The 21,579-nt window shown below is 73.2% G+C and carries 19 protein-coding genes and 1 riboswitch; of the genes, 12 read left to right on the forward strand and 7 right to left on the reverse strand.

All coding sequences use genetic code 11. The annotated features are described in order from the left end of the window. Positions 1-109 precede the first annotated feature (109 nt). A complete protein-coding gene (gene argJ, locus FYW95_RS03985) occupies positions 110-1,270 on the reverse strand; it encodes a bifunctional glutamate N-acetyltransferase/amino-acid acetyltransferase ArgJ (RefSeq protein ID WP_160050007.1) in 1,161 nt (386 codons plus the stop codon). Between the two features lie 173 nt (positions 1,271-1,443). On the opposite strand from argJ, the gene FYW95_RS03990 reads away from it, so the two are divergent. After that, positions 1,444-2,475: a serine hydrolase domain-containing protein gene (locus FYW95_RS03990; protein WP_160050008.1), complete on the forward strand. Its 1,032-nt coding sequence runs from the start codon at positions 1,444-1,446 to the stop codon at positions 2,473-2,475. Between the two features lie 14 nt (positions 2,476-2,489). Here the strand turns inward: FYW95_RS03990 and otsB are convergent, their stop codons facing one another. Both otsB and FYW95_RS04000 read right to left on the reverse strand, forming a co-directional pair. Next, entirely contained in the window at positions 2,490-3,323 is an 834-nt protein-coding gene (otsB, locus tag FYW95_RS03995; protein ID WP_160050009.1) for a trehalose-phosphatase, read from the reverse strand. A 312-nt stretch (positions 3,324-3,635) separates the two neighbouring features. Further along, positions 3,636-3,920 carry a DUF3263 domain-containing protein gene (locus FYW95_RS04000; RefSeq protein ID WP_159943567.1) on the reverse strand — a complete coding sequence of 95 codons (285 nt, stop codon included), beginning with the start codon at positions 3,918-3,920 and terminating at the stop codon, positions 3,636-3,638. Positions 3,921-4,151: 231 nt separating this feature from the next. Here FYW95_RS04000 and FYW95_RS04005 point away from each other — a divergent pair, with 231 nt between their 5' ends. The 3 genes from FYW95_RS04005 (at position 4,152) to FYW95_RS04015 (ending at position 6,916) form a co-directional block, all read left to right on the forward strand. Continuing rightward, the gene (locus FYW95_RS04005; protein ID WP_159943566.1) at positions 4,152-5,327 is read left to right on the forward strand and encodes a S8 family serine peptidase; all 1,176 of its coding nucleotides are present in this window, start codon (positions 4,152-4,154) and stop codon (positions 5,325-5,327) included. 122 nt (positions 5,328-5,449) lie between these two features. Further along, positions 5,450-6,235: a class I SAM-dependent methyltransferase gene (locus tag FYW95_RS04010; RefSeq protein WP_159943565.1), complete on the forward strand. Its 786-nt coding sequence runs from the start codon at positions 5,450-5,452 to the stop codon at positions 6,233-6,235. Positions 6,236-6,322: 87 nt separating this feature from the next. Beyond that, a complete protein-coding gene (locus FYW95_RS04015) occupies positions 6,323-6,916 on the forward strand; it encodes a GrpB family protein (RefSeq protein WP_159943564.1) in 594 nt (197 codons plus the stop codon). A 105-nt stretch (positions 6,917-7,021) separates the two neighbouring features. On the opposite strand, the gene FYW95_RS04020 is transcribed toward FYW95_RS04015, so the two are convergent. Then, positions 7,022-8,458 (reverse strand): alpha,alpha-trehalose-phosphate synthase (UDP-forming), encoded by a 1,437-nt coding sequence (locus FYW95_RS04020; protein WP_159943563.1) that lies wholly within the window; start codon positions 8,456-8,458, stop codon positions 7,022-7,024. Between the two features lie 294 nt (positions 8,459-8,752). After that, positions 8,753-8,894: riboswitch (SAM riboswitch) on the forward strand. A gap of 13 nt (positions 8,895-8,907) precedes the next feature. Between FYW95_RS04020 and thrC the strand changes: the two genes are divergently transcribed. From thrC to FYW95_RS04055, 7 genes are all read left to right on the forward strand, one after another. Then, positions 8,908-10,167 (forward strand): threonine synthase, encoded by a 1,260-nt coding sequence (gene thrC, locus FYW95_RS04025; protein WP_159943562.1) that lies wholly within the window; start codon positions 8,908-8,910, stop codon positions 10,165-10,167. A gap of 83 nt (positions 10,168-10,250) precedes the next feature. Continuing rightward, positions 10,251-10,529: a ubiquitin-like small modifier protein 1 gene (locus FYW95_RS04030; protein WP_159943561.1), complete on the forward strand. Its 279-nt coding sequence runs from the start codon at positions 10,251-10,253 to the stop codon at positions 10,527-10,529. A 145-nt stretch (positions 10,530-10,674) separates the two neighbouring features. Further along, positions 10,675-11,265, forward strand: coding sequence for a PadR family transcriptional regulator (locus tag FYW95_RS04035; protein WP_160050010.1), 591 nt, complete (start codon positions 10,675-10,677; stop codon positions 11,263-11,265). Positions 11,266-11,378: 113 nt separating this feature from the next. Further along, positions 11,379-12,350: an ATP-binding cassette domain-containing protein gene (locus FYW95_RS04040; RefSeq protein WP_159943559.1), complete on the forward strand. Its 972-nt coding sequence runs from the start codon at positions 11,379-11,381 to the stop codon at positions 12,348-12,350. Continuing rightward, a complete protein-coding gene (locus FYW95_RS04045) occupies positions 12,347-13,162 on the forward strand; it encodes an ABC transporter permease (RefSeq protein ID WP_160050011.1) in 816 nt (271 codons plus the stop codon). The genes FYW95_RS04040 and FYW95_RS04045 overlap by 4 nt, the downstream gene beginning before the upstream one ends. A gap of 374 nt (positions 13,163-13,536) precedes the next feature. Then, a complete protein-coding gene (gene groL, locus FYW95_RS04050) occupies positions 13,537-15,168 on the forward strand; it encodes a chaperonin GroEL (RefSeq protein WP_159943557.1) in 1,632 nt (543 codons plus the stop codon). A gap of 220 nt (positions 15,169-15,388) precedes the next feature. Then, a complete protein-coding gene (locus FYW95_RS04055) occupies positions 15,389-15,826 on the forward strand; it encodes a Uma2 family endonuclease (RefSeq protein WP_236567882.1) in 438 nt (145 codons plus the stop codon). 150 nt (positions 15,827-15,976) lie between these two features. Here FYW95_RS04055 and FYW95_RS04060 read toward each other — a convergent pair whose 3' ends face one another. The 3 genes from FYW95_RS04060 to FYW95_RS04070 all read right to left on the reverse strand — a co-directional run bounded on the left by FYW95_RS04060 (position 15,977) and on the right by FYW95_RS04070 (position 20,046). Next, on the reverse strand, positions 15,977-17,800 hold the full coding sequence (locus FYW95_RS04060) for an ABC transporter ATP-binding protein (RefSeq protein ID WP_160050012.1): 1,824 nt from the start codon (positions 17,798-17,800) through the stop codon (positions 15,977-15,979). Beyond that, positions 17,797-19,539, reverse strand: coding sequence for an ABC transporter transmembrane domain-containing protein (locus FYW95_RS04065; protein WP_160050013.1), 1,743 nt, complete (start codon positions 19,537-19,539; stop codon positions 17,797-17,799). The genes FYW95_RS04060 and FYW95_RS04065 overlap by 4 nt, the downstream gene beginning before the upstream one ends. An 84-nt stretch (positions 19,540-19,623) precedes the next feature. Continuing rightward, positions 19,624-20,046 (reverse strand): NUDIX hydrolase, encoded by a 423-nt coding sequence (locus tag FYW95_RS04070; protein WP_159943554.1) that lies wholly within the window; start codon positions 20,044-20,046, stop codon positions 19,624-19,626. 185 nt (positions 20,047-20,231) lie between these two features. Between FYW95_RS04070 and FYW95_RS04075 the strand changes: the two genes are divergently transcribed. Beyond that, positions 20,232-21,551, forward strand: coding sequence for a glycoside hydrolase family 6 protein (locus tag FYW95_RS04075; protein ID WP_160050014.1), 1,320 nt, complete (start codon positions 20,232-20,234; stop codon positions 21,549-21,551). Positions 21,552-21,579 lie beyond the last annotated feature (28 nt).

The following is a 21,579-nucleotide window of genomic DNA, read 5'->3' on the forward strand; positions in this document are numbered from 1 at the left end:
AGCTCCGCCGCCCGTCCCGGGCTGAGCCAGGCCGAGTGCCCGATGTCGAAGTAGACCCGGGCCTGGGAGGAGCCCGCCCTGAGCGCCTTGCCCGCGTGGGCCATCCGGCTCAGGTCGTGTAGTCGGCGTTGATCCGGATGTAGCCCTCGGTCAGGTCGCAGCCGTAGACGGTGAAGGCGCCGTCGGCGACGCCCAGGTCGACGCCGATGACCACCTCGTCGCCCTTCAGGTGCTGGGCGGCGCGCTCCAGCACCTCGTCCGTGGACTCGGCCGGGTAGGTCTCCACGTCGCCGAAGAGGACCCGCACGTTCTCCGGGAGGATGTCGGTCTCCTCCGAGCACTTGCCGACCGCCATCACCACCCGGCCCCAGTTCGGGTCCGCGCCGTGCACGGCCGTCTTGACCAGCGGGGAGTTCACCACCGCCTTGCCGACCCGCTTGGCCTGGGCGTCGTCGCGCGCCCCGGTCACGCGCACCTCGATCAGCTTGCTGGCGCCCTCGCCGTCGGAGGCGATCATCCGCACGAGCTCCAGCGCCACCCCGTACAGGGCCGCCTCGAACTCCGCCGCGTCCACCGGACCGGCCAGCCCGTTGGCGAACACCGCCGCGGAGTCGCTGGTGGAGGTGTCGGTGTCGATGCTCAGCGCGTTGAACGTGCGGTCCACCACCCGGCGGAACACCGCGTCCAGCACCGGCTGCTCCAGCTCGGCGTCGGTGAAGAACCAGGCCAGCATCGTCGCCATGTCCGGCTCGATCATGCCGACGCCCTTGGCGATGCCCGTCACCGTGGCCGCGCCCACCCGGGCCGAGGCGGTCTTGGGGCGGGTGTCGGTGGTCATCATCGCCGCCGCCGCGCGGTCCAGGTCGGCCGGGGGGAACTCGGCGGGCAGCGCGTCCAGGTGGGCGCGCACCTTCTCCATGGGGTACGGGCGTCCGATCACCCCGGTGGAGGCGACCAGCACCTCCTCGGGCGCGACCCCCGCCGCCCGGGCCACGCGCTCCTGCAGTTCCCGGGCGTGCTCGTCGCCGGGGCGGCCGGTGGCCACGTTGGCGTTGCGCGCGATCACCGCGACCCCGCGCGCGCTTCCGTCGGCCGCGGCGCGGCGGCTGAGGAGCACGCTGGGCCCGGCGAACCGGGAGCGGGTGAACACCGCGGACACGTGCGCGGGCACCTCGGACACCACCGCGAAGAAGTCGTCCTTGGGATCCTTGATCCCGATGTTTCCGGCCACGCCGCGGAAACCGGCGGGTACGGGGGTCTGGCTGCTCATCGTCCTCCCTCAGGGGGCTTTCCCGGCGCCAGACTACTCGCACCGCCCGCGGGCCCCTTATTACGGCTGTGACCTGCGGGGGTTTCGTCCTGAGCACATGGAGGAGCGGTGTGACAACGACCTGATAACGGGGTATCCGCCGAGGTACGAGACCACCCGGGGGGAGGCGTGTTGTGCGTGATGGTGACTGGCTCACGGAGACGGGGGCGCAGATCCGCGGCGTTCTGAAGGTGATGGTGGACGCCGGCTGGCTCCCCGGGGGAGCGGCGGTGATCGGCACCGGCGGCATGTGGGAGTTCGTCGCGGTCGGCCGGGTCGACGCCGAGAACGACACCGCCCCGGACGTGGCCTACGACGTGGCGAGCCTGACGAAGGTGATGGCCACCTGGCCGCTGGTCGGACAGGCCGTCGCCGAGGGGATCATGGACCTGGACGCCCCCATGTCCGAATACCTGGACGTGGACCACCTGCCCGGCGCCGGCGTGACCACCCGCCAGATCCTCACCCACACCAGCAGGCTCAACCCGGTGACCTGGCTGGAGCGCTACGTGGGCACCGACCAGGACCTGGCCGAGGCCCTCCTGGCCGATCCCCTGGAGGAACCCGGGTACAGCTACATCGACCGGGGGTTCATCCTGCTCGGGCTGCTCCTGGAACGCCTCTACGGCACCGGCCTGGACCGGCTGGCCGGCGACCTGTGGGAGGAGCTGGGGATGCGCTCCACCACCTTCGGCCCCCTGGCGCGCTCACCCGCGGTCGCGCCCACCGAGCGCCGCATCCCCGGCACCGCCCCGACCTGGGGCGTGGTGCACGACGAGGCGGCGGCGCTGATGGGCGGCGTGGCCGGGCACGCAGGGGTGTTCAGCACCGCCATCGACCTCGGCGCCTTCGCCCGGGAGATGCTGCGCATGCACGAGGGCGGCCGGGGCCCGGTCCCGACCTCCTACGTGCGCACGAGCTGGCAGCCGCACGTGGACGCGGGCGCCCGGCTCTGGCGGGGCCTGGGCTGGCTGGTGACCCCGGAGGGGGTGGTCTACCACAACGGCTTCACCGGGACGAGCCTGTTCATGCACCCCCGGAGCGGCCGGTACGTCGGGGTGCTCACCAACGCCGTCCACTACGGGAGGGACCGCACCGGGCTGGTGGACCTGAGGTCGGCGGCCCGGACGGCCCTGTCGCCCCAGGCACACGAGTCCTCGTCCTGAACCGGGCGCGGACCTCACACCCCGGAGGCGTCGCGGGCCGCGTCGGCGAGCCGGCGCAGGAGGTCGGCCAGCCCGGCGGGCCCGTCGACGACCAGGTCGGCGGCCTCGGCCACGGCGGTGACCTCGTCGGAGGAGGAGCACACGTTCAGGCCCACGACGCCCTGCGCGCGCAGCGCCACGACGGCCTCGAAGGCGGGCAGGTCGCCGAGGTCGTCCCCGGCGTAGAGCACGGCGTGGGGCCCGGTCTCGGCCACGAGCGCGGTGAGCGCGGCGCCCTTGTCCACACCCTGTGGACGGAGCTCGACCACCATCCGGCCCGGCTCCACCCGCAGCTCGGCCCGGCGGGCCAGGTCCTCCAGGGAGGGGGTCAGCAGCTCCAGGGCGCCGTCGGGGTCGGCGGTGCGCCGGGTGTGCACCGCCAGCGACCGGCCCTTGTCCTCGACCCAGGTGCCCTCGGGCGCGCCCAGCCGGTCGAGCAGGACGGGCAGCTCCTCGCGCACCACCTCCACCCCCGGCGGGGTGGGGGCGGCGACCACGCCGCGGTCGCCCGTCCAGCGCTCGGCGCCGTAGTGGCCCAGCACGGTGATGCCCGGCACCCGGTCCAGCCCGCCCAGGCGCACCGCCGTCTCGGCGGGCCTGCCGGTGATCACGGCCACCGCGCCGACCACCCCGGCCAGGTCGGCGAGCGCGTCCACGATCCCCGGATAGGGGGCGGACGTGCGCGGGTCGGCCACGATGGGCGCGAGGGTGCCGTCGAAGTCGAAGGCGGCCAGCGCCCTCCCGGGCGTGGCCAGCAGGGCGTCGAGGGCGGTGCGCCCGGCGTCCGTGCCGGGCTGGGGCAGCGACATGAGCGACCTTTCCGGAGCTACCGCGGTTCGCGGACCGGGCGGGGCCGCCAGACTACCGGCGCGCTCCCGCCCGGGGCAGACCCCTACCCGCGCGGGAGGCGGGTTTCACCGAACGGTCGCGTGGCGTTCGGTACACGGTCGACCACGGTCGGGTTTCCCGGGGCCGGGAGTCCCGGAGGGTCCGTCCGGTCCCGGCGTCCGGGGGTGGCCCGGGCGCGGGGGAGCGGAAAACACGCGCGTGTGCTGTGGTCACCGTGGCGCGTGCTGGGTACAAGTGAGCGGAGAGGAAAGGGTGAAGGGTGAGGAGGCCGGTCAGAGCTGGATGCCCAACTGGCGTGCGTTGCGCTGGCGACGGCGGTCGGCGCGCAGCCGACGCAGTCGCTTGACGGTCATCGGGTCGAAGGCGAGCGCCTCGGGGCGGTCCACCAGCCCGTTCAGCAGCTGGTAGTAGCGGGTCGCGGAGAACCCGAACTCGTCACGGATCGCCTGCTCCTTGGATCCCTCGAACTTCCACCACTGGCGTTCGAAGGCGAGGATGCGCTGTTCGCGTTCGGCGAGGGCCGACTGACCGTCTTCGGTCGGACCGAGATTCGGCATGGGACACCCCCTGGACGGGAAATCGGTTTGTCCGGATCGGCCCGACTCATGCTAGCGACTCGACATGCCGTGTGCGGGGCCGAAAGCGCAGGACTGGCACCAGGGATACAGTTACGTTTCCTACCCCTCAGGCCACTTGTCCACGCCTGGATCCTGTGCTCATGACAGAATTTGCCGGGGTCCGGGGAGGGCCGCGTGGAACGCCGACCATATCGTTCGAGGGAGCCTGACGTGCTCGGGGGCAACAGCCGCAGCAGGACACACACACGCCGCGCACGCGGCGGAGCCGCCGCCCCCTGGGCAGCCGCCACCGCCACCGCCGTGATCCTCGGACTGACGGCGGCTCCGGCCGCGGCCGACCTGATCCCCGACTTCCGCCCCGAGCAGTGGGGCCTCCAGGCCATCGCCGCCCAGGAGCTGTGGGAGGACACCCAGGGTGAGGGCGTCACCGTCGCGCTCCCCGGCGCCTCCGTCAACGAGGAGCACCCCGACCTGGTCGGAAACGTCGAGGTCGACACCCGCTTCGGCGACAACGACGGCGACGCCGGGGCGGGCAACGCCGCGGCGGCCCTGGTCGCGGCGCACGGTCACGGTATGGACGCCGACGGCGGCGTGCTCGGTGCGGCCCCCGAGGCCGCCCTGCTCGTCCTGCCCGCCGACGACGGCCTGGCCGACGCCGTGCGCGAGGCCGCCCGGGAAGGCGCACAGGTCATCCTGCTGCCCGAGACCGACGGGGGCACCGACCTGACCGACGCCACCCGGGAGGCCGTCAGCAACGGCGCCCTGGTCGTCGGACCCGCCGGAGGCCCGGAGGACCCCAGCGTGCTCACCGTCGCCGGAACGGACCAGGACGGCCAGCTCCTCCCGGACTCGCCCGACGCCGGCTCCATCGAGCTGACCGCGCCCGGAGCCGACCTGGTCACCGCCGACGCGGAACTGGGCCAGACCGAGGTGACCGGTGCCCCCTACGCGGCGGCCCTGGCGGCCGGGGCCGCCGCGCTGCTGCGCGCCGACCACCCGCGGCTGCTCCCCGACCAGGTACGCGAGGCCCTCGTGCAGGGCTCGCAGGACGGTCCCGACGGCCTGCCCGCCCTGCACCTGCCCTCCGCCCAGCAGGCGGCCACCGCCGCCGCCCAGAACACCTCCCTGGCCGACGAGGACCTCCTCAACCGCGACGACCAGGAGGGCGTTCCGGTCTGGGCGTGGTTCGCCTCGGTCGGCGCCGTCCTGTTCCTGGGCGTCCTGCTGCTGGTCCTGTGGGTGCGCCGCTCCTCCGCCGACCCCTACGGAGTCCAGGCCGCGCGCCGCGAGGAGGACGAGAAGCTCGCCGCCGAGCGCGCCGCCCAGGCCCCGCCCCCCACCCGCCGCAGGAAGGGCGGGCGCCGCCGCAAGGCCCGCGGCGCGTAGCGCCACCCCCCCGCCGCCGGGGCCGCAGGTGTCCATAAGCACTGGCGCCCGGTTCGCCCCGGCGGTAGCGTCATCGCGGCCGGGCGCCTCCGGGGCGCACCGACGGACCGAGTGGAGCACACATGACGCGCAGGGCCGACGGCAGCGCGGGCGACGCCGACTACGGGGTGATCGCCCGCCGCTACAGCGACTACCGCCGCCCCGACCCGCGGATCGCCGCCGCCATCCACGCGGCGCTCGGCGACGCGCGCCGGATCCTCAACATCGGCGCGGGCACCGGTTCCTACGAACCCCTCGACCGCGAGGTCACCGCGGTGGAGCCCTCCTCCAGCATGCGCGCCAAGCGCCCCGACACCCTGTCCGCGGCCGTCGACGCCACGGCGGAGAGCCTCCCCTTCCCCGACGGCTCCTTCGACGCCGCCATGACCACGTTCAGCGTCCACCAGTGGCGCGACCTCGCGGCCGGGCTGGCCGAGGCCCGGCGGGTCACCACCGGTCCCGTGGCCGTCCTGACCTGCGACCCCGCCCGGGTCCGCGACTTCTGGCTGTACGAGTACGCGCCCGAGGTCCTCGACACGGAGGCCCGGCGCTACCCCTCGGTCGAGGAGCTGACGGAGGGCCTGGGCGGCACCACGACGGTCACCCCCGTCCCGGTCCCCCTGGACTGCTCCGACGGGTTCAACGAGGCCTACTACGGCCGGCCGGAGCGTTTCCTGGAGGTGGGCGCCCGCCAGTCCTGCTCGGCGTGGAGCTTCGTGGACGAACCGGTGCACGAGCGCTTCGTCGAACGCCTGTCCCGAGACCTGGCTGACGGCACCTGGGACGGCCGCCACGGGCACCTGCGCGAGCTCCCCGCCCTCAAGGGCTCGCTCGTCCTGGTGGTATCGCTCCCAGTCCGAACCCCGTAACCGCACGTGATGCGGCGTGTGCGCGTGCATATGTAAGGAACGCCGGACGGTCTTGACGCGGGCACGCCAGGGGACAAGGCTTTGAGGATGTCACCCGTCGAAGCGTCTCCCCTGCCCTCACGAGGCGAGCCGCGGACCGGTTCCGCACCCGGGTTCCGCAACCTGGTCAACGGACGCGTCCGCCTCTCCGAATACGACCCCAAGTGGCCCTACCTCTTCGAGCGCGAGGCCGCCAGGGTCCGCGCCGCCCTCGGCGACCGCGTCCTGCTCTTCGAGCACGTCGGGTCCACCGCCGTGCCAGGGCTGGCCGCCAAGCCCTGCGTCGACCTGCTCCTGGTCGTCGCCGACTCCGCCGACGAACCCGCCTACCTGCCCGACCTGGAGGCCGCCGGGTACTTCCTGGCCGCCAGGGAACCCGACTGGTACGGGCTCCGGGTGCTCCAGGGCTCGGAGATCAACCTCAACATGCACGTGTTCAGCGAGGACTGTCCGGAGGCGGAGCGGATGCGCCGCCTCCGGGACCACCTCACCGCCGACGCCGACGCGCGGGAGCGCTACGCCGCGGTCAAACGGGAGCTGGCCGAGCGCACCTGGGACAGCATCCGGGACTACGCCCTCGCCAAGTCCGCCATCGTGGAGCAACTCCTGGCCGAGGCCGAGAAGGGCCCCGCCGCCGACTGACCGCCCGGGGACGCGTACGCCGCACGGGCGCACGCACCACGGAAACCACCGCGCGCAACGGGAGCCCCCCGCCCCGGGAAACCCGCGCCCGGGGCCCCGGCCCCCTCAGTCCAGCGAACGCAGCTGGTCCTGGAACCACCGCCGCGGCGGCAGCGCCACCGCCGCCTCCGCCAGCCGCCGCCTGCGCCCGCGCCGCTCCTCCTCCGGCATCGACAGCGCCCTGTGCAGCGCCTCCGCCGTCTCCACGGTGTCGTAGGGGTTGACCACCAGCGCGTCCTCGCCCAGTTCGTCGACGGCGCCCGCCTCCCGCGAGAGCACCAGCACCGCGTCGCGCTCCGACAGCACCGGGCCCTCCTTGGCCACCAGGTTCATGCCGTCGCGGATCGGATTGACCAGCAGCACGTCGGCCAGCTGGAACGAGGCCAGCGAACGCGGGTAGTCGTCGTTGACCTCCAGGATCAGCGGGGTCCACTCGGCGGTCGCGAACTCGGCGTTGATCTCCTTGGCCGTGCGCAGCACCGTGTCGGTGTACTCGCGGTACTCCGGCACGTCGCCCCGGCTGGGGTAGGCGAAGGCCAGGTGCGTCACCCGGCCCCGCCACTCCGGGTGGAGGGTCAGCAGCTCCCGGTAGGCCTCCAGGCCGCGCACGATGTTCTTGGACAGCTCCGTGCGGTCCACCCGCACGATGAGCCTGGTGTCGCCGACCGCCTCCTCCAGGGTCGCGCGGCGCGCCGCCACGGCCGGGTCGGCCGCGCTCTGGCGCAGCCCCTCCCCGTCCGCGCCCAGGGCGTGCACCCGCACCCCGATCAGCCGGCCGCCGTACTCCACGGTCCGCTGTCCGAAGTCCACGTCCGCGCGCAGGAACTCCGCGCAGCAGCGCAGGAACGCGTCCGCCCACCGCGGGCTGTGGAAGCCCAGCCGGTCCGCGCCGAGCATCCCCTCCAGCAGGTCGCAGGCCACCCGGGCGGGCAGCATCCGGAAGTACTCCGGGGGAGCCCAGGGCGTGTGGGAGAAGTGCGCGATCCGCAGGTCGGGGCGGCGGGCCCTCAGGATGCGCGGCACCAGCGCCAGGTGGTAGTCCTGCACGGCCACGCGCGCGCCCTCGGCCGCTCCGGCCACCAGCGCCTCGGCGAAGGCGTTGTTGTAGGCGGTGTAGTCCTCCCACAGCCGCCGGAAGTGCGAGCCGAAGGACGGCTTGTTCGGGGTGTCGTAGAGCATGTGCTGCACGAACCACAGGGCCGAGTTGGCCACCCCGGTGTAGGCGCCCTCGAAGGTGCGCTTGGGGATGTCCAGCATGTGGACGCGCATGCCGCCCAGGTCGTGCGCCCGGTCCAGCCGGGCCTCCGGCGCCTCGGCCGCGGCCCGCCGGTCGGCGTCCGACAGCGCGGCGCACACCCAGATGCTGTCGATCTCGGTGGCCACCGAACTCATCCCCGAGACCAGGCCGCCCCCTCCCCGCCGGTACTCCAGGGAACCGTCCTCCGCGGTGGAGAAGGAGACGGGTCCCCGGTTGGAGGCGATGAGGATCTGTGCCTTGTCCACGTGGTCGTCCTCTCGAAAGGCTGCGGCTGGGGTCCGGCGGCGCGCGGGAGCGCGGGCGCGGGGGCGCACCCTAGGTCTCGCCTGTCGACAGGTGCCCCAAACCCCCTTTCGGCCAAGCGGGGCGTGCGTCACAGCCAGGAAACAACGCACGTGCGTCCGGGGAGCGCCGACCAGCGGCGTTCCACCATGTGAGACCATTCGTGTTACCCAGCTCACGAGCCATGGAAAACCGGTCAACGCGTCCGTTACAGTGACGGTGCGGTTCCGCGAGAGGATCCGCCCACAACTTCATATTGCTCATCCAGAGGGGTGGAGGGACCGGCCCTGCGAAGCCCCGGCAACCATTCCAGCGCGCGACGCTCGCGAACCCGCGAGGCCGCTGGGACAGGTGCCAACTCCGGCCTGGGGACAAGGTGTCCGCCAGGAAAGATGAGGGGAGACGCCTCGCCATGGCGATTGCCGCCACCGAACCCACCTCCACCCGCGCCTTCGGCCCCGGTACCGCACTCTCCTGTCGCGAGTGCGGCCAGCGCTACGAACTCACCCCCCGCTTCGCCTGCGACTTCTGTTTCGGCCCCCTGGAGGTCGCCTACGACTTCGGGACCGTGACCCGGGCGGACATCGAGAGCGGCCCCAAGAGCATCTGGCGCTACCGCTCCCTGCTGCCCGTCCCGGCCAACGTCGCCGAACTGCCCAACATGGCCCCCGGTCTGACCCCGCTGGTGCGGGCCGACCGCCTCGCCGCCGAGCTGGGCCTGGACTCCCTGTACGTCAAGGACGACTCCGGCAACCCCACGCACTCCTTCAAGGACCGCGTGGTGGCCATCGCCGTCGAGGCCGCCCGCACCTTCGGGTTCACCACGCTGTCCTGCTCCTCCACCGGCAACCTGGCCGGCGCGGTCGGCGCCGCCGCCGCGCGCGCCGGGTTCGAGTCCTGCGTGTTCATCCCCGCCGGGCTGGAGGAGGCCAAGGTCGTCATGGCCGCCGTCTACGGCGGCAAGGTCGTGGCCATCGACGGCAACTACGACGACGTCAACCGCTTCTGCTCCGAGCTCATCGGCGACCCGGTCGGCGAGGGCTGGGGCTTCGTCAACGTCAACCTGCGCCCCTACTACGGCGAGGGCTCCAAGACCCTGGCCTACGAGATCGCCGAGCAGCTCGGCTGGCGCCTGCCCGAGCAGATCGTCATCCCGATCGCCTCCGGCTCCCAGCTCACCAAGATCGACAAGGGCTTCCAGGAGCTGGTCAGGCTCGGCCTGGTCGAGGACCGCCCCTACCGGATCTTCGGCGCCCAGGCCACGGGCTGCTCCCCGGTCGCGCAGGCCTGGGACAAGGGCATCGACGTCATCCAGCCGGTCAAGCCCGACACCATCGCCAAGTCGCTGGCCATCGGCAACCCGGCCGACGGGCCCTACGTCCTGGACATCGCCAGGCGCACGGGCGGCTCGGTCGAGCACGTGGGCGACGACGAGATCGTCGACTCCATCAAGCTCCTGGCCCGCACCGAGGGCGTCTTCGCCGAGACCGCGGGCGGCGTCACCACCGGTGTGCTGCGCAAGCTGGTCCGCGAGGGCAGGCTCGACCCCGGGGCCGAGACGGTCGTCCTCAACACCGGCGACGGACTCAAGACCCTGAACGCCGTCGACGCCGGAGTGACCGCCACCATCAAGCCGTCCCTGAGCGCCTTCACCGGCGCCGGCCTGGCCTGAGGGCGCGCCCGGGGCCGCCGCGCCCCGGCCCCCGGCCCCGCCGGGAACACCGAACCCGTCATCTCCCACGAGAAGGAAGTCCCATGAGCGCCAGCGTCCGCGTGCCCACCATCCTGCGCACCTACACCGGCGACGCCGCCGAGGTGAAGGCCGAGGGCGCCACCCTCGCCGAGGTCCTCGACGACCTGGAGGCCAACTACCCCGGCATCCGCGCCCGGATCCTCGACGACAACGGCAAGGTGCGCCGCTTCGTCAACGTCTACGTCGGCGACGAGGACGTGCGCTTCGAGAAGGGCCTGCAGACCGAGGTGGCCGACGGCGCCCAGGTCTCCATCATCCCGGCGGTGGCCGGGGGCTGCTGACCCCCGACCCGCCCGAGCGGGGGCGGTCCCGGTCCGCGAGGCCACCGGGGCCGCCCCCTCCGCCGTGCCGGTCCCCGCGGCCGTTCCGGCGCCCCGCGCTCCCCCTCGTAGGCTGGAGGAGGTTTCCGGTCGAACGAGGGTGGAGATGTCGGCGACGCGGCTGTTGGTGCTGGGCGTGGTGCGGATGCAGGGGCAGACCCACGGGTACCGCGTGGGACGCGAGCTGCTGTCCTGGGGCACCGAGACGTGGGCCAACGTCAAGTGGGGCTCCCTCTACCACGCGCTGCGCAAGCTCTCCCAGGAGGGCAAGCTGCGCGAGTTCGTCGCCGAGGGCGACGAGGTCGTGGACCGCACCTCCTACGAGATCACCGAGGACGGCGTGGCCGAGATCCACCGCCTCCTGCGCCGGGGGCTGACCCGCCGGGACGACCCCGCGCTGCTGTTCGCCTCGGTCACCCTCATGTGCTCGCTGCCGCGCGCCGAGGTCCTGGACCTGCTGGGCCGGCGGCTGGAGCTCCTGGAGGGGGTCGCCGGCGAACTCGACCCCGCCGAGGAGCCGCGGGGGCCCGAGCACCTCGGCGAGCTGTTCGGCCTGTGGCGGGGCACGGTCGAGGCCGACCTGCGGTGGACGCGGGACCTCATCGCCTCCCTGCGCGCCGGCCGGTACACCATGGCCGACGACGGTCCCGACGCCTTCGGCCTGCCGCCGCTCCCGGGGGCCTCCGCCCCCGTCTAGGCGGCTCCACCCCCTTCCTCCCGTCACCCGCGCAAGCTCTTATTCAACTTTGAATATCGGGCTCCGGTCGGGCATACTCGGCTTGCTCAAGTTTGAATAGGAAGGGGGAAGGGATGATCCGCACACGCGGGCTGACCCGGGACTTCCGGGTCGGCAAGGAGGTAGTCCAGGCCGTCCGCGGCGTCGACATCGACGTCGCCGAGGGCGAGCTCGTCGCCCTGCTCGGACCGAACGGGGCCGGGAAGTCGACCACGCTGCGCATGCTCACGACGCTGCTGGAGCCCACCTCGGGCACGGCCGTGGTCGCCGGGCACGACGTGCGCGCCGAACCGGCGAGGGTGCGCCGGGGCATCGGCTTCGTCGGCCAGGGGCACGGGGCCGGGGACGACCAGCGGGCCGGGGAGGAGCTGTACACGCAGGGGCTGCTGTACGGCCTGGACCGGCGGACCGCGCGCCGCCGCGCGGCCGAGCTGATCGACCTGCTGGAACTGGGCGGCGCCGCCGACCGGGAGTCCACCAAACTCTCCGGCGGGCAGCGGCGGCGGCTCGACATCGCCATGGGGCTGATCCACGAGCCCCGGCTGCTGTTCCTGGACGAGCCCTCCACCGGCCTGGACCCGCACAGCCGGGCCAACCTGTGGGAGCACATCACGCGCCTGCGCGAACGGCTCGGGACCACGGTCGTGCTCACCACCCACTACCTCGACGAGGCCGACGACATGGCGGAGCGGGTGCTGGTCATCGACCACGGCAGGCTCATCGCCGACGGCACCGCCGACGAGCTCAAGGGCCGGGTCTCCGGGGACCTGGTCACCTTCACCGTGCCGGACGCCGACCACGCGAACACCGGCGCCGCGGTCGCCGGGCGGACCGCGTCCGCCGGGGAGCCGGAGGTGGTCACGGCCCCGGGGCGCGACCCGGAGGTGCGCCTGCGGGTGGAGCGCGGCGACGCGGTGCTGCCCGAGCTGCTGCGCGCGCTGGACGCGGCCGGGGTCCCCCTGCGCACGGTCCGGGTGCAGCGGCCCACCCTGGACGACGTGTTCCTGACCCTGACCGGCCGCAGCCTGCGGGAGGACGAGGCATGAGCGTGCACGAGGAGACCGGGACGCCCCCGGGGACGGGGAGGCCGGAGGCGGCCTGGAGGGGGCCGGGCCTGGTGCGCGACACCGCGACCGTCTTCGCCCGCCAGATGCGGCCGGTCCTGCACCGGCCGCTGATGCTGCTCTTCGGCATGCTCCAGCCGGTGCTGTACCTGGTGCTGTTCTCTCCGCTGCTGTCCGGCCTGGCCGGGGCCGAGGGGCAGGACCCGTGGCAGTGGTTCGTCCCCGGCCTGCTGGTCATGCTCGCCCTGTTCACGTCCGGGTTCGCCGGGTTCTCCCTGCTGCCGGAGATGGCCTCCGGGGTGCACGAGCGCCTGCTGGCCGCGCCGGTGAGCCGGGTGGCGCTGCTGCTCGGACGGGTGCTGCGCGACGTGGCGATCATGCTGGCGCAGATGGTGCTCATCCTCGTGCTGGTGGTCCCGTTCGGGTTCCGCGTCCCGGTGGCGGGCGCGGTCGCCGGACTGCTCCTGCTGGCGGTGCTGGGCGTCGGGCTGGCCACGCTGTCCTACCTGACGGCCCTGGCGGTCAGGCGGACGTACGTGTTCGCGCCGGTGCTGCAGACCGTGCTCATGCCGCTGATGCTGCTGTCCGGCGTGCTGCTGCCGATGGACCTGGCGCCGACGTGGCTGTACGCGCTCTCGCGCGCCAACCCGGTGGCGTACGTGGTCGACGCCGAGCGCGCGCTGTTCGCCGGGGAGTGGGGCGCGGCGGTCGGGACCGGCTGGGCGGTCGCGGTGGTGCTGGCGGTCGCGGCGCTGGCCGCGGGGTCGAGGGCGGTGCGGCGCCTGGGCTCCTGACCCGTCGCGGGCCGCCGCCGGGACCCCGGCGGCGGCCCGCCCGTCCGCCTCCCCGCGCCGCGGACCGGAGTGTTCGCCCGGTGTTGGCCGAACTGTCCGCTGAGCGCGGAAAACACGCGCGGCGCGGGGCGTTTGCGCAGCTGGAGGCGGGAATGAGAGGAGGGGGAATCGTGACCGCATCGTTTGCACTCTCAGGGGCCGAGTGCTAAAAAGGGAGCAGGTTAGCACTCGACTTGGCTGAGTGCTAACCGGATCGAGGCTGCGAGACCGCGGCCTTCCGGCAGCAGGGTTGCCGGGGCGTACGCGGTCGTCCGTCGCGGGCGCACGCCTCGTCCCATCGCGTATCAGCCCGGTCACGGGAGGACAAGAACTCAATGGCAGCCAAACTGATCGCGTTCGACGAGGAGGCCCGTCGCGGCCTTGAGCGCGGCATGAACCAGCTCGCTGACGCCGTCAAGGTGACGCTCGGCCCCAAGGGCCGCAACGTCGTCCTGGAGAAGAAGTGGGGCGCCCCCACCATCACCAACGATGGTGTCTCCATCGCCAAGGAGATCGAGCTCGAGGACCCGTGGGAGAAGATCGGGGCCGAGCTGGTCAAGGAGGTCGCCAAGAAGACCGACGACGTCGCGGGTGACGGCACCACCACCGCCACCGTGCTGGCCCAGGCGCTCGTCCGCGAGGGTCTGCGCAACGTCGCCGCCGGTGCCAACCCGGTCGGCCTCAAGCGCGGCATCGAGACCGCCGTGGCTCGCATCAACGAGGAGCTCGGCAACCTCTCCAAGGACATCGAGACGAAGGAGCAGATCGCCTCCACCGCCTCGATCTCCGCCGGCGACCCCCAGATCGGCGAGACCATCGCCGAGGCCATGGACAAGGTCGGCAAGGAAGGCGTCATCACCGTCGAGGAGGGCCAGACCTTCGGGCTGGAGCTCGAGCTCGCCGAGGGTATGCGCTTCGACAAGGGCTACATCTCGCCCTACTTCGCCACCGACCTGGAGCGCATGGAGACGGTCCTCGAGGACCCCTACATCCTCATCGTCAACTCCAAGATCTCGAACAACAACGAGTTCCTGCCGGTCGTCGAGAAGGTCCTGCAGGCCGGCCGTCCGCTGGTCGTCATCGCCGAGGACCTGGAGGGCGGCGCCCTCCAGACGCTGGTCGTCAACAAGATCCGCGGCACCTTCAAGTCCGTCGCCGTCAAGGCCCCGGGCTTCGGTGACCGCCGCAAGGCCCAGCTCGGCGACATCGCCGTGCTGACCGGCGGCCAGGTCATCACCGAGGAGGTCGGCCTCAAGCTGGAGAGCACCGAGCTGGACATGCTCGGCCGCGCCCGCAAGGTCGTCGTCACCAAGGACGAGACCACCATCGTGGACGGCGCCGGTGACGCCACCGCGATCGCCGGTCGCGTGAACGAGATCCGCAACGAGATCGAGCGCACCGACTCCGACTACGACCGCGAGAAGCTGCAGGAGCGCCTGGCCCGCCTGGCCGGCGGCGTCGCCGTCATCAAGGCCGGTGCCGCCACCGAGGTGGAGCTCAAGGAGCGCAAGCACCGCATCGAGGACGCCGTCCGCAACGCCAAGGCCGCGGTCGAGGAGGGCATCCTGCCCGGCGGTGGCGTCGCGCTGCTGCAGGCCAGCGTCCCCGCGTTCGAGAAGCTGGACCTGGAGGGCGACGAGGCCATCGGCGCCGACATCGTCCGCCGCGCCATCGCCGAGCCGCTCAAGCAGATCGCGATCAACGCCGGCCTCGAGGGCGGCGTCGTGGCGGACAAGGTCAAGAACCTGGAGCCCGGGTTCGGCCTGAACGCCGCCACCGGCGAGTACACCGACCTGTTCAAGGACGGCGTCATCGACCCGACCAAGGTCACCCGCTCCGCCCTGCAGAACGCGGCTTCCATCGCTGGTCTGTTCCTGACCACCGAGGCTGTCATCGCCGAGAAGCCGGAGAAGGCCGCCGCTCCCGCCGGCGACCCGACCGGTGGCATGGGCGGCATGGACTTCTAACGAGTCCGTGAGACCGCGGGCCTCCGGGCCCGCGGAGAGGTCCGGATACGCGACCTCGCCCGCGACGACCGGGCGGCTCCTCGGAGCCGCCCGGTTTCGCCGTTCCCGGGGGCGGTCGGCGACGGCGCTGTCCCGGTGGAAAGCCCGGGGTTATTCTGCGAAGTGACGGAGTCGTGCTCGTGGCCCCCCATCAGACCCCCACAACATCGTCGCGCACCGAGTGAACCGCGCCCTGCTCCGTGCCATTCCCGATGACTGGGGCGTCTACCAGACCCTGGGTGTTCAACTGCCGGTTGTCGAACGGCTGTACATGCCGGACCTGGTCGTCATACCGGAGGACGTCGTCCTCGACCCGTCGCGGAGCCCGTGCCCGGGGGACGAGGCGGAACTGGTGGTGGAGATCGTGTCCCGGAGCAGCCGGAACACCGATCGCAAGGCCAAGTTGTGGGGATACGCGCACGCCCCGGTCCCGCTCTACCTGCTCATCGACGCCTGGGACGAGGCGGGCCCCTCGGTCACCCTCTACGAGCAGCCGGGCAACGGCCGCTACAACCACGCGACCACGGTGGACTTCGGCGCCAAGATCCGGCTGCCCGAGCCCTTCGACGCCGAGCTCGACACCTCCCGCTTCCCCGGCCCCGACCAGCGGCCCTCCTGAATTCGCCTCCGTCGCCGTTTCGGTCCGAGCCGCCCTTGCCGAGCCGCGGGAGACCCCCCGTCCTCGCAGCTCGGTACCGGAGGGCGGGCGCCCGGGCCGCACCGGGCGCCCTGACCGCCGGGGCGCGTTTCCCGCAGGGGGCGCCTCCGCTCAGGCCCCGCCGTGCCAGGCCCGCCACAGGCGGGCGTAGGAGCCGTTCCGGCCCAGCAGCTCCTCGTGGCTCCCCAGCTCGCTGATCCGCCCGTCCTCCACCACCGCCACCCGGTCGGCGTCGTGGGCGGTGTGCAGCCGGTGCGCGATGGCCACCACCGTACGCCCCGACAGCACCCCGGCCAGGGAGCGCTCCAGGTGGCGGGCCGAGCGCGGGTCCATCAGCGAGGTGGCCTCGTCCAGCACCAGCACGTCCGGATCGGCCAGCACCACGCGGGCCAGGGCGAGCTGCTGTACGCGGGCCGGGTCCACGGCGGCCTCGCCCGAACCGACCCGGGTGTCCAGCCCGTCCGGGAGCGAGCGCACCCACGCGTCGGCGTCCACGGTGGCCAGCGCCTCCCACAGGCGCTTCCGATCCGCCCCGGCCGCGCCCCCGGGCAGGTCCAGCGCCAGCGCCAGGTTCTCGGCGATCGTCCCCCGGAACACGTGGCTCTCCTGGCTCAGCAGGATCGCCCGTCCGCGCCGCTCCTCGGGGGCCAGCCCGCTCATGGTCACCCCGCTCACCCGCACGCTGCCCGAGGTCGGCGGGTGCACTCCGGCGATCAGCTTGCCCAGGGTGGACTTGCCCGCGCCGCTGGGGCCCACCACGGCCAGGCGCTCACCCGGTTCCAGGACGAGGCCGACGCCGTGCAGCACCTCGTCTTCGGTGTAGGCGAACCGCACGTCCTCCAGCCGGACCTCGCCCGGCCGCGCCGGGACGGGCGAGGCCCGGGCGTCGGGCTCCTCCTCGGCCAGCTCCACGCCCAGCAGCCTGCGCATACTGGTGAACCCCATCATCAGGCTGTCCACCTGGTCCAGCAGCTGGTCCACCGGGCGCCCCATCTGGGCGGTCAGGAAGACCGCGGTGGCGATCCCGCCGACGCTCAGGGACCCCTGCGCGTGCAGCAGGCCGGCGGCCAGGAACGTCATGGCGACCGGGAAGAGGTAGCCGAACTCCAGCTGCGGGTACCACACGCACCGCAGCCACAGCGTGTACCGCTCCGCCGCGTAGGCGCGGGCCACCCGGCGGTCGTTGAGCGCTATCCGGCGGACCTGGCGGCCCAGCGACTCGATCGTGTGCGCGCCCTCCACGGTGTCGGTCAGGCTCTGGGTCAGCTCCGAGTACGTGGCCAGCTCGCGCACGTAGCCGTCCGGCGCCCGCCGGGCGTACCAGCGCGTGCTCACCCACAGCACGAGCACCGAGGGCGCCCAGGCCAGGAGCAGCGCCGGATGCAGGACGGCCAGCGCACCGGTGATGGCCACCACGGTCACCGTGCTCACCGCCATCACCGGCACCGACACGCGCACGGTGTGACTCAGGTGGCCGATGTCGCGTCCGGTGCGCGCCACCAGGTCACCGGTCCCGGCCCGTTCGACCACACCGACCGGCAGCCGGAGCACCGCGCGCACGAACTCCTCGCGCAGCTCCGCGAGCAGGGTCTCGCCGAAGCGGATCGAGGCGGCCACCGAGGCCAGCGTGAACCCGGCGTGGAGGACCAGGGAGAGCACGATCAGCACGGCGAGCAGGTCGACGCGGCCGGGGGAGCCCTGCGCGCGCACGGTGTCGATGATCACGCCGAGGATCCACGGCGCGCCCAGCGCGCACGAAGCCGCCGCCCCGTACAAGCCCACCACGGCGGCGAACAGGCGGCCGTGCTCGCGTCCGGTGCGGCGCAGGCGGCGCCACACCGCGGTCACCGGCGCGACCGGCAGCCCCGGGGCGTGGTGCTCCGACGGTGCCCCGGGCTGGCCGGGGGCGTCGGCGCGGTCGGTGGTCTGGGTCATGGCGTCCCCTCCGGGGCGACGGCGCGCAGGACGGTGGCGGTGTAGCGGTCGCAGGTGGCGAGGAGCTCCCGGTGGGTGCCCTCGGCCACGAGGCGGCCCTCCTCGACGTACTGCACGTGGTCGGTGTGGTCGAGCATGAGGGGGCTGGTGGTGACCAGGGCGGTCGTGCGCCCCGCGCGCTCGGCGGGAAGCCGGGCGGCGACGGCGGCCTCGGAGTGGGCGTCCACGGCCGAGGCGGGCTCCACCAGGACGAGGACCTCCGGGTCCAGGGCCAGCGCCCGGGCCAGCCGCAGCCGCTGCTGCTGGCCGCCGGAGTACTCGCGTCCGCGCTCGGTGAGCGGGGCGTCCAGCCCGGCGGCCGACTGGCGGACCACGTCTTCGGCGTGCGCGGCGCGCACGACCTCGGCGAGGCGCTCGTCGGGGAGCCCCCCGTCGGGGGAGAGCTCCTCGCGCAGGGTTCCGGAGAACAGGTGCGCGTCGTTGGCGGCGACCAGGACGCGCTGGCGCACCCGGGCCAGGGGCAGGTCGCGCAGGCGCACCCTCCGGCCGGTGCCGCGCTCGACGAGCGCGGCGTCGGCGCCCTCCTCGTCCCGGTAGCGGCCCAGGCGCTCGGCGACCGCGGTCGCGTCGGCCGGGTCGGCGCAGACCACGCCGGTGGTGCGCAGGGCGGCCACGGTCACGCCGCTGCCCGGGTCGTACAGGTCGCAGGGGCCGGTCGGTTCCGGCTCGGGGCGCTCGGGGTCGGGGTGGTCGTGCTCCAGCCGCAGTACGCGCACCACGCGTCCCGCGGCCACCCGGGCGGAGACGAGCATGGACGCCGAGCGCATGAGGTGGCGCACCGAGGCCGCCAGCGTGCCGGTGTAGCCGTAGAAGGCCACCAGCTGTCCGACGGTGATCTCCCCGACCAGGGCCAGGCGGGCGCCGTACCAGACGATCCCGACCAGCAGCAGCCCCGGGTAGAACTCGCGCAGGGCCTGGAGTGCGGCGTCCGCCCAGCCCACGCGCACGGCGGCGGAGCGGACCCGCTGGGAGGAGGCCCGGTACCGGTGTTCCACGGTCCGCTCGCCGCCCACGCCGCGGAGCACGCGCAGGCCCGCTACCAGGTCGGAGGCCAGGGTGGTCAGCTCCGCCTGCCGGTCCCGCTGGTACTCCTGGCGGCGGGAGAACAGCCGCAGCACGGGCGCCATGCCCCCGACGATGAGCGGCACCGCCACCAGCACCACCAGGCCGAAGGTGGCGTGCGAGGTGAGCATGAGGACGCTGACCGCAGCCAGCGACACGAGCGTGGACAGGATGAGACCCGCGGACTCGTAGAAGTCGCCGATCCGGTCGATGTCCTCGGTTCCCACGGCCACCACCTCGCCCGAGGGCAGGCGGCGGGTGAGGGTGGGGCCCATGCGCACCGCGTGGTTCGTGACCACCTGGATCGTGCGGTAGGCACAGGCGTACCAGTTGAAGGCCTCGGCCCGGTGCGCGACGGGGATCAGCGCCACGGCGGCCAGGGCGAGCGCGGCGAGGACGCCGAACCAGGCCAGGAGGGCACCGGTGTCGCCCCGGACCGCCCCGGAGTCCAGGGCGGTGCCCAGCGCGGCGGAGGTGAGCACCGAGCAGACCATGTAGCCGCCGAGGGCCGTTCCCGACCACAGCAGTGAGGGCCACTCCCTCAGGGCGAGCCACCACAGGAACCGGCCGGGGGACCTGGAGTCGGGGACCCCGGGAGGTTGGGGAAGGATACGCACAGTATCCGAACTGTAATCAGGGGATCGCGCCGGAACCACTGGTTTTCCGGCGGGAGGGACCGCTCCGGGAGGAGGGCGGAACCGTCAGCGGACGGTGCCCTCGGCGTGCAGCAGTTCGATGAGGCGGCGCACGGCCGGTGCGCAGCGGTCGCGCTCGGCGAAGCCGATCCACGCCAGGTCGGCGATCTCGTTGTCCACCGCGATGTCCCCGTCGTACTCGGCGGTGTGGCACGACAGGCGCACCCGCGTGCCGGGGGCCTGGGCGTGGGCCACCTCGTCGATCACCGCCACCCGCCGCACGGTGTCCGGGCGCAGGACCACGCTGACCTCCTCCCGGGCCTCACGCGCCACCGCCTCCTCGTCGCTCTCGCCGGGTTCGCGCTTGCCGCCGGGCAGGTAGAACAGGTCCACCCCCGCGGTCCGGACGCACAGCAGACGCCCCTCACGGACGTGGACCCAGGCCAGGGCGTCGATGACGGCGGCGGGGGAGGACGGGGTGGATGACATGGGACCACCCTATGGCAGGGGGAAGAGGTCACCTTTGGGAAAAGTGCCCGTTACCCCCCTGGGTTCGGAGGACTCCGGCGGGTAACCTGACGGCGCTTGGGAGCGCTCCCAGGCATCTGTCCGACACCCGACGACACGGAGGTCCCGGGGGTACCACGGGGGAACGCACAACCAAGGAAAGGCTCATGTCCCGCACACGCATAGCCATCGGAGCCGTACTCGGCTCCCTGTCCGCGCTGGTCACCGGAGCGGCACTGCTCAGCATGTCGCCCGCCTCGGCCGCGGCGTCCGATTTCTACGTCAACCCCAACACGTCGGCGGCCGTCTGGGTCCGGGAGAACCCGGGCGACCCCAGGGCCGACGTCATCCGCGACCGCATCGCCTCGGTCGCCCAGGCCACCTGGTTCACCCAGCACAACCCCGGCACGGTCCGCGGCGAGGTGGACGCCGTGGTCACCGCCGCCCAGGCCCAGGGCCAGACGCCCATCCTGGTGGTCTACAACATCCCCGGCCGCGACTGCGGCAACCACAGCGGGGGCGGGGCGCCCAGCCACGACGCCTACCGCGCCTGGGTGGACGAGGTGGCCGCCGGACTGGAGGGCCGCCCCGCCACCATCGTCCTGGAACCCGACGCCCTCCCGCTGGTGAGCGGCTGCAGCGACCCGTCCGACCTACTGGCGTCCATGGCCCACGCGGGCAAGGCGCTCAGGGCGGGCTCCTCCCAGGCCCGGGTCTACTTCGACATCGGGCACTCGGCCTGGCTCAGCCCGGGACGGGCGGCGGAGCTGCTCAACGGCGCCGACATCGCCAACAGCGCCCACGGCGTCGCCACCAACACCTCCAACTACAACTGGACCAACGACGAGATCGCCTTCGCCGAGGCCGTGATCGCCGCCACCGGCGTGCAGGGCCTCGGGGCCGTCATTGACACCAGCCGCAACGGCAACGGCCCCGCCCCCGACGGCGAGTGGTGCGACCCGCCCGGTCGGATGATCGGCCGCCCCAGCACCACCAACACCGGGCACCCGCTGGTCGACGCCTTCGTCTGGACCAAGCTGCCCGGTGAGGCCGACGGCTGCATCGCGCCCGCCGGACAGTTCGTGCCCCAGGCCGCCTACGACATGGCGGTGAACGCGCCCGAGCCCCCGGACGAGCCCACCGACCCGGGCGAGGACCCCAGCGACGAGCCGACCGATCCCCCCGCGGGCGACGGCTGCACGGCCGAGTACCGGATCGTCAGCGACTGGGGCAGCGGCTTCCAGGCGGCGGTGAAGGTCACCGCCGACTCCGTTCTCAGCGGCTGGACCGTGACGTGGTCCTACACCGACGGCCAGCGGATCAGCCAGGGCTGGAACGCCGACATCTCCTCCAGCGGTTCCCAGGTCACCGCCTCCGACCTGGGCTGGAACGGTTCCCTCGGCGCCGGTGACAGCGCCGAGTTCGGGTTCACCGGAACGCACGGCGGCACCAACGGTGTGCCCGCCGTGACCTGCTCCGCGGACTGACCGTAACCCGGCACGGCGGGGTGGGACG

The sequence above is a fragment of the Nocardiopsis sp. FR4 genome, assembly GCF_009830945.1.
Lineage (GTDB): Bacteria > Actinomycetota > Actinomycetes > Streptosporangiales > Streptosporangiaceae > Nocardiopsis.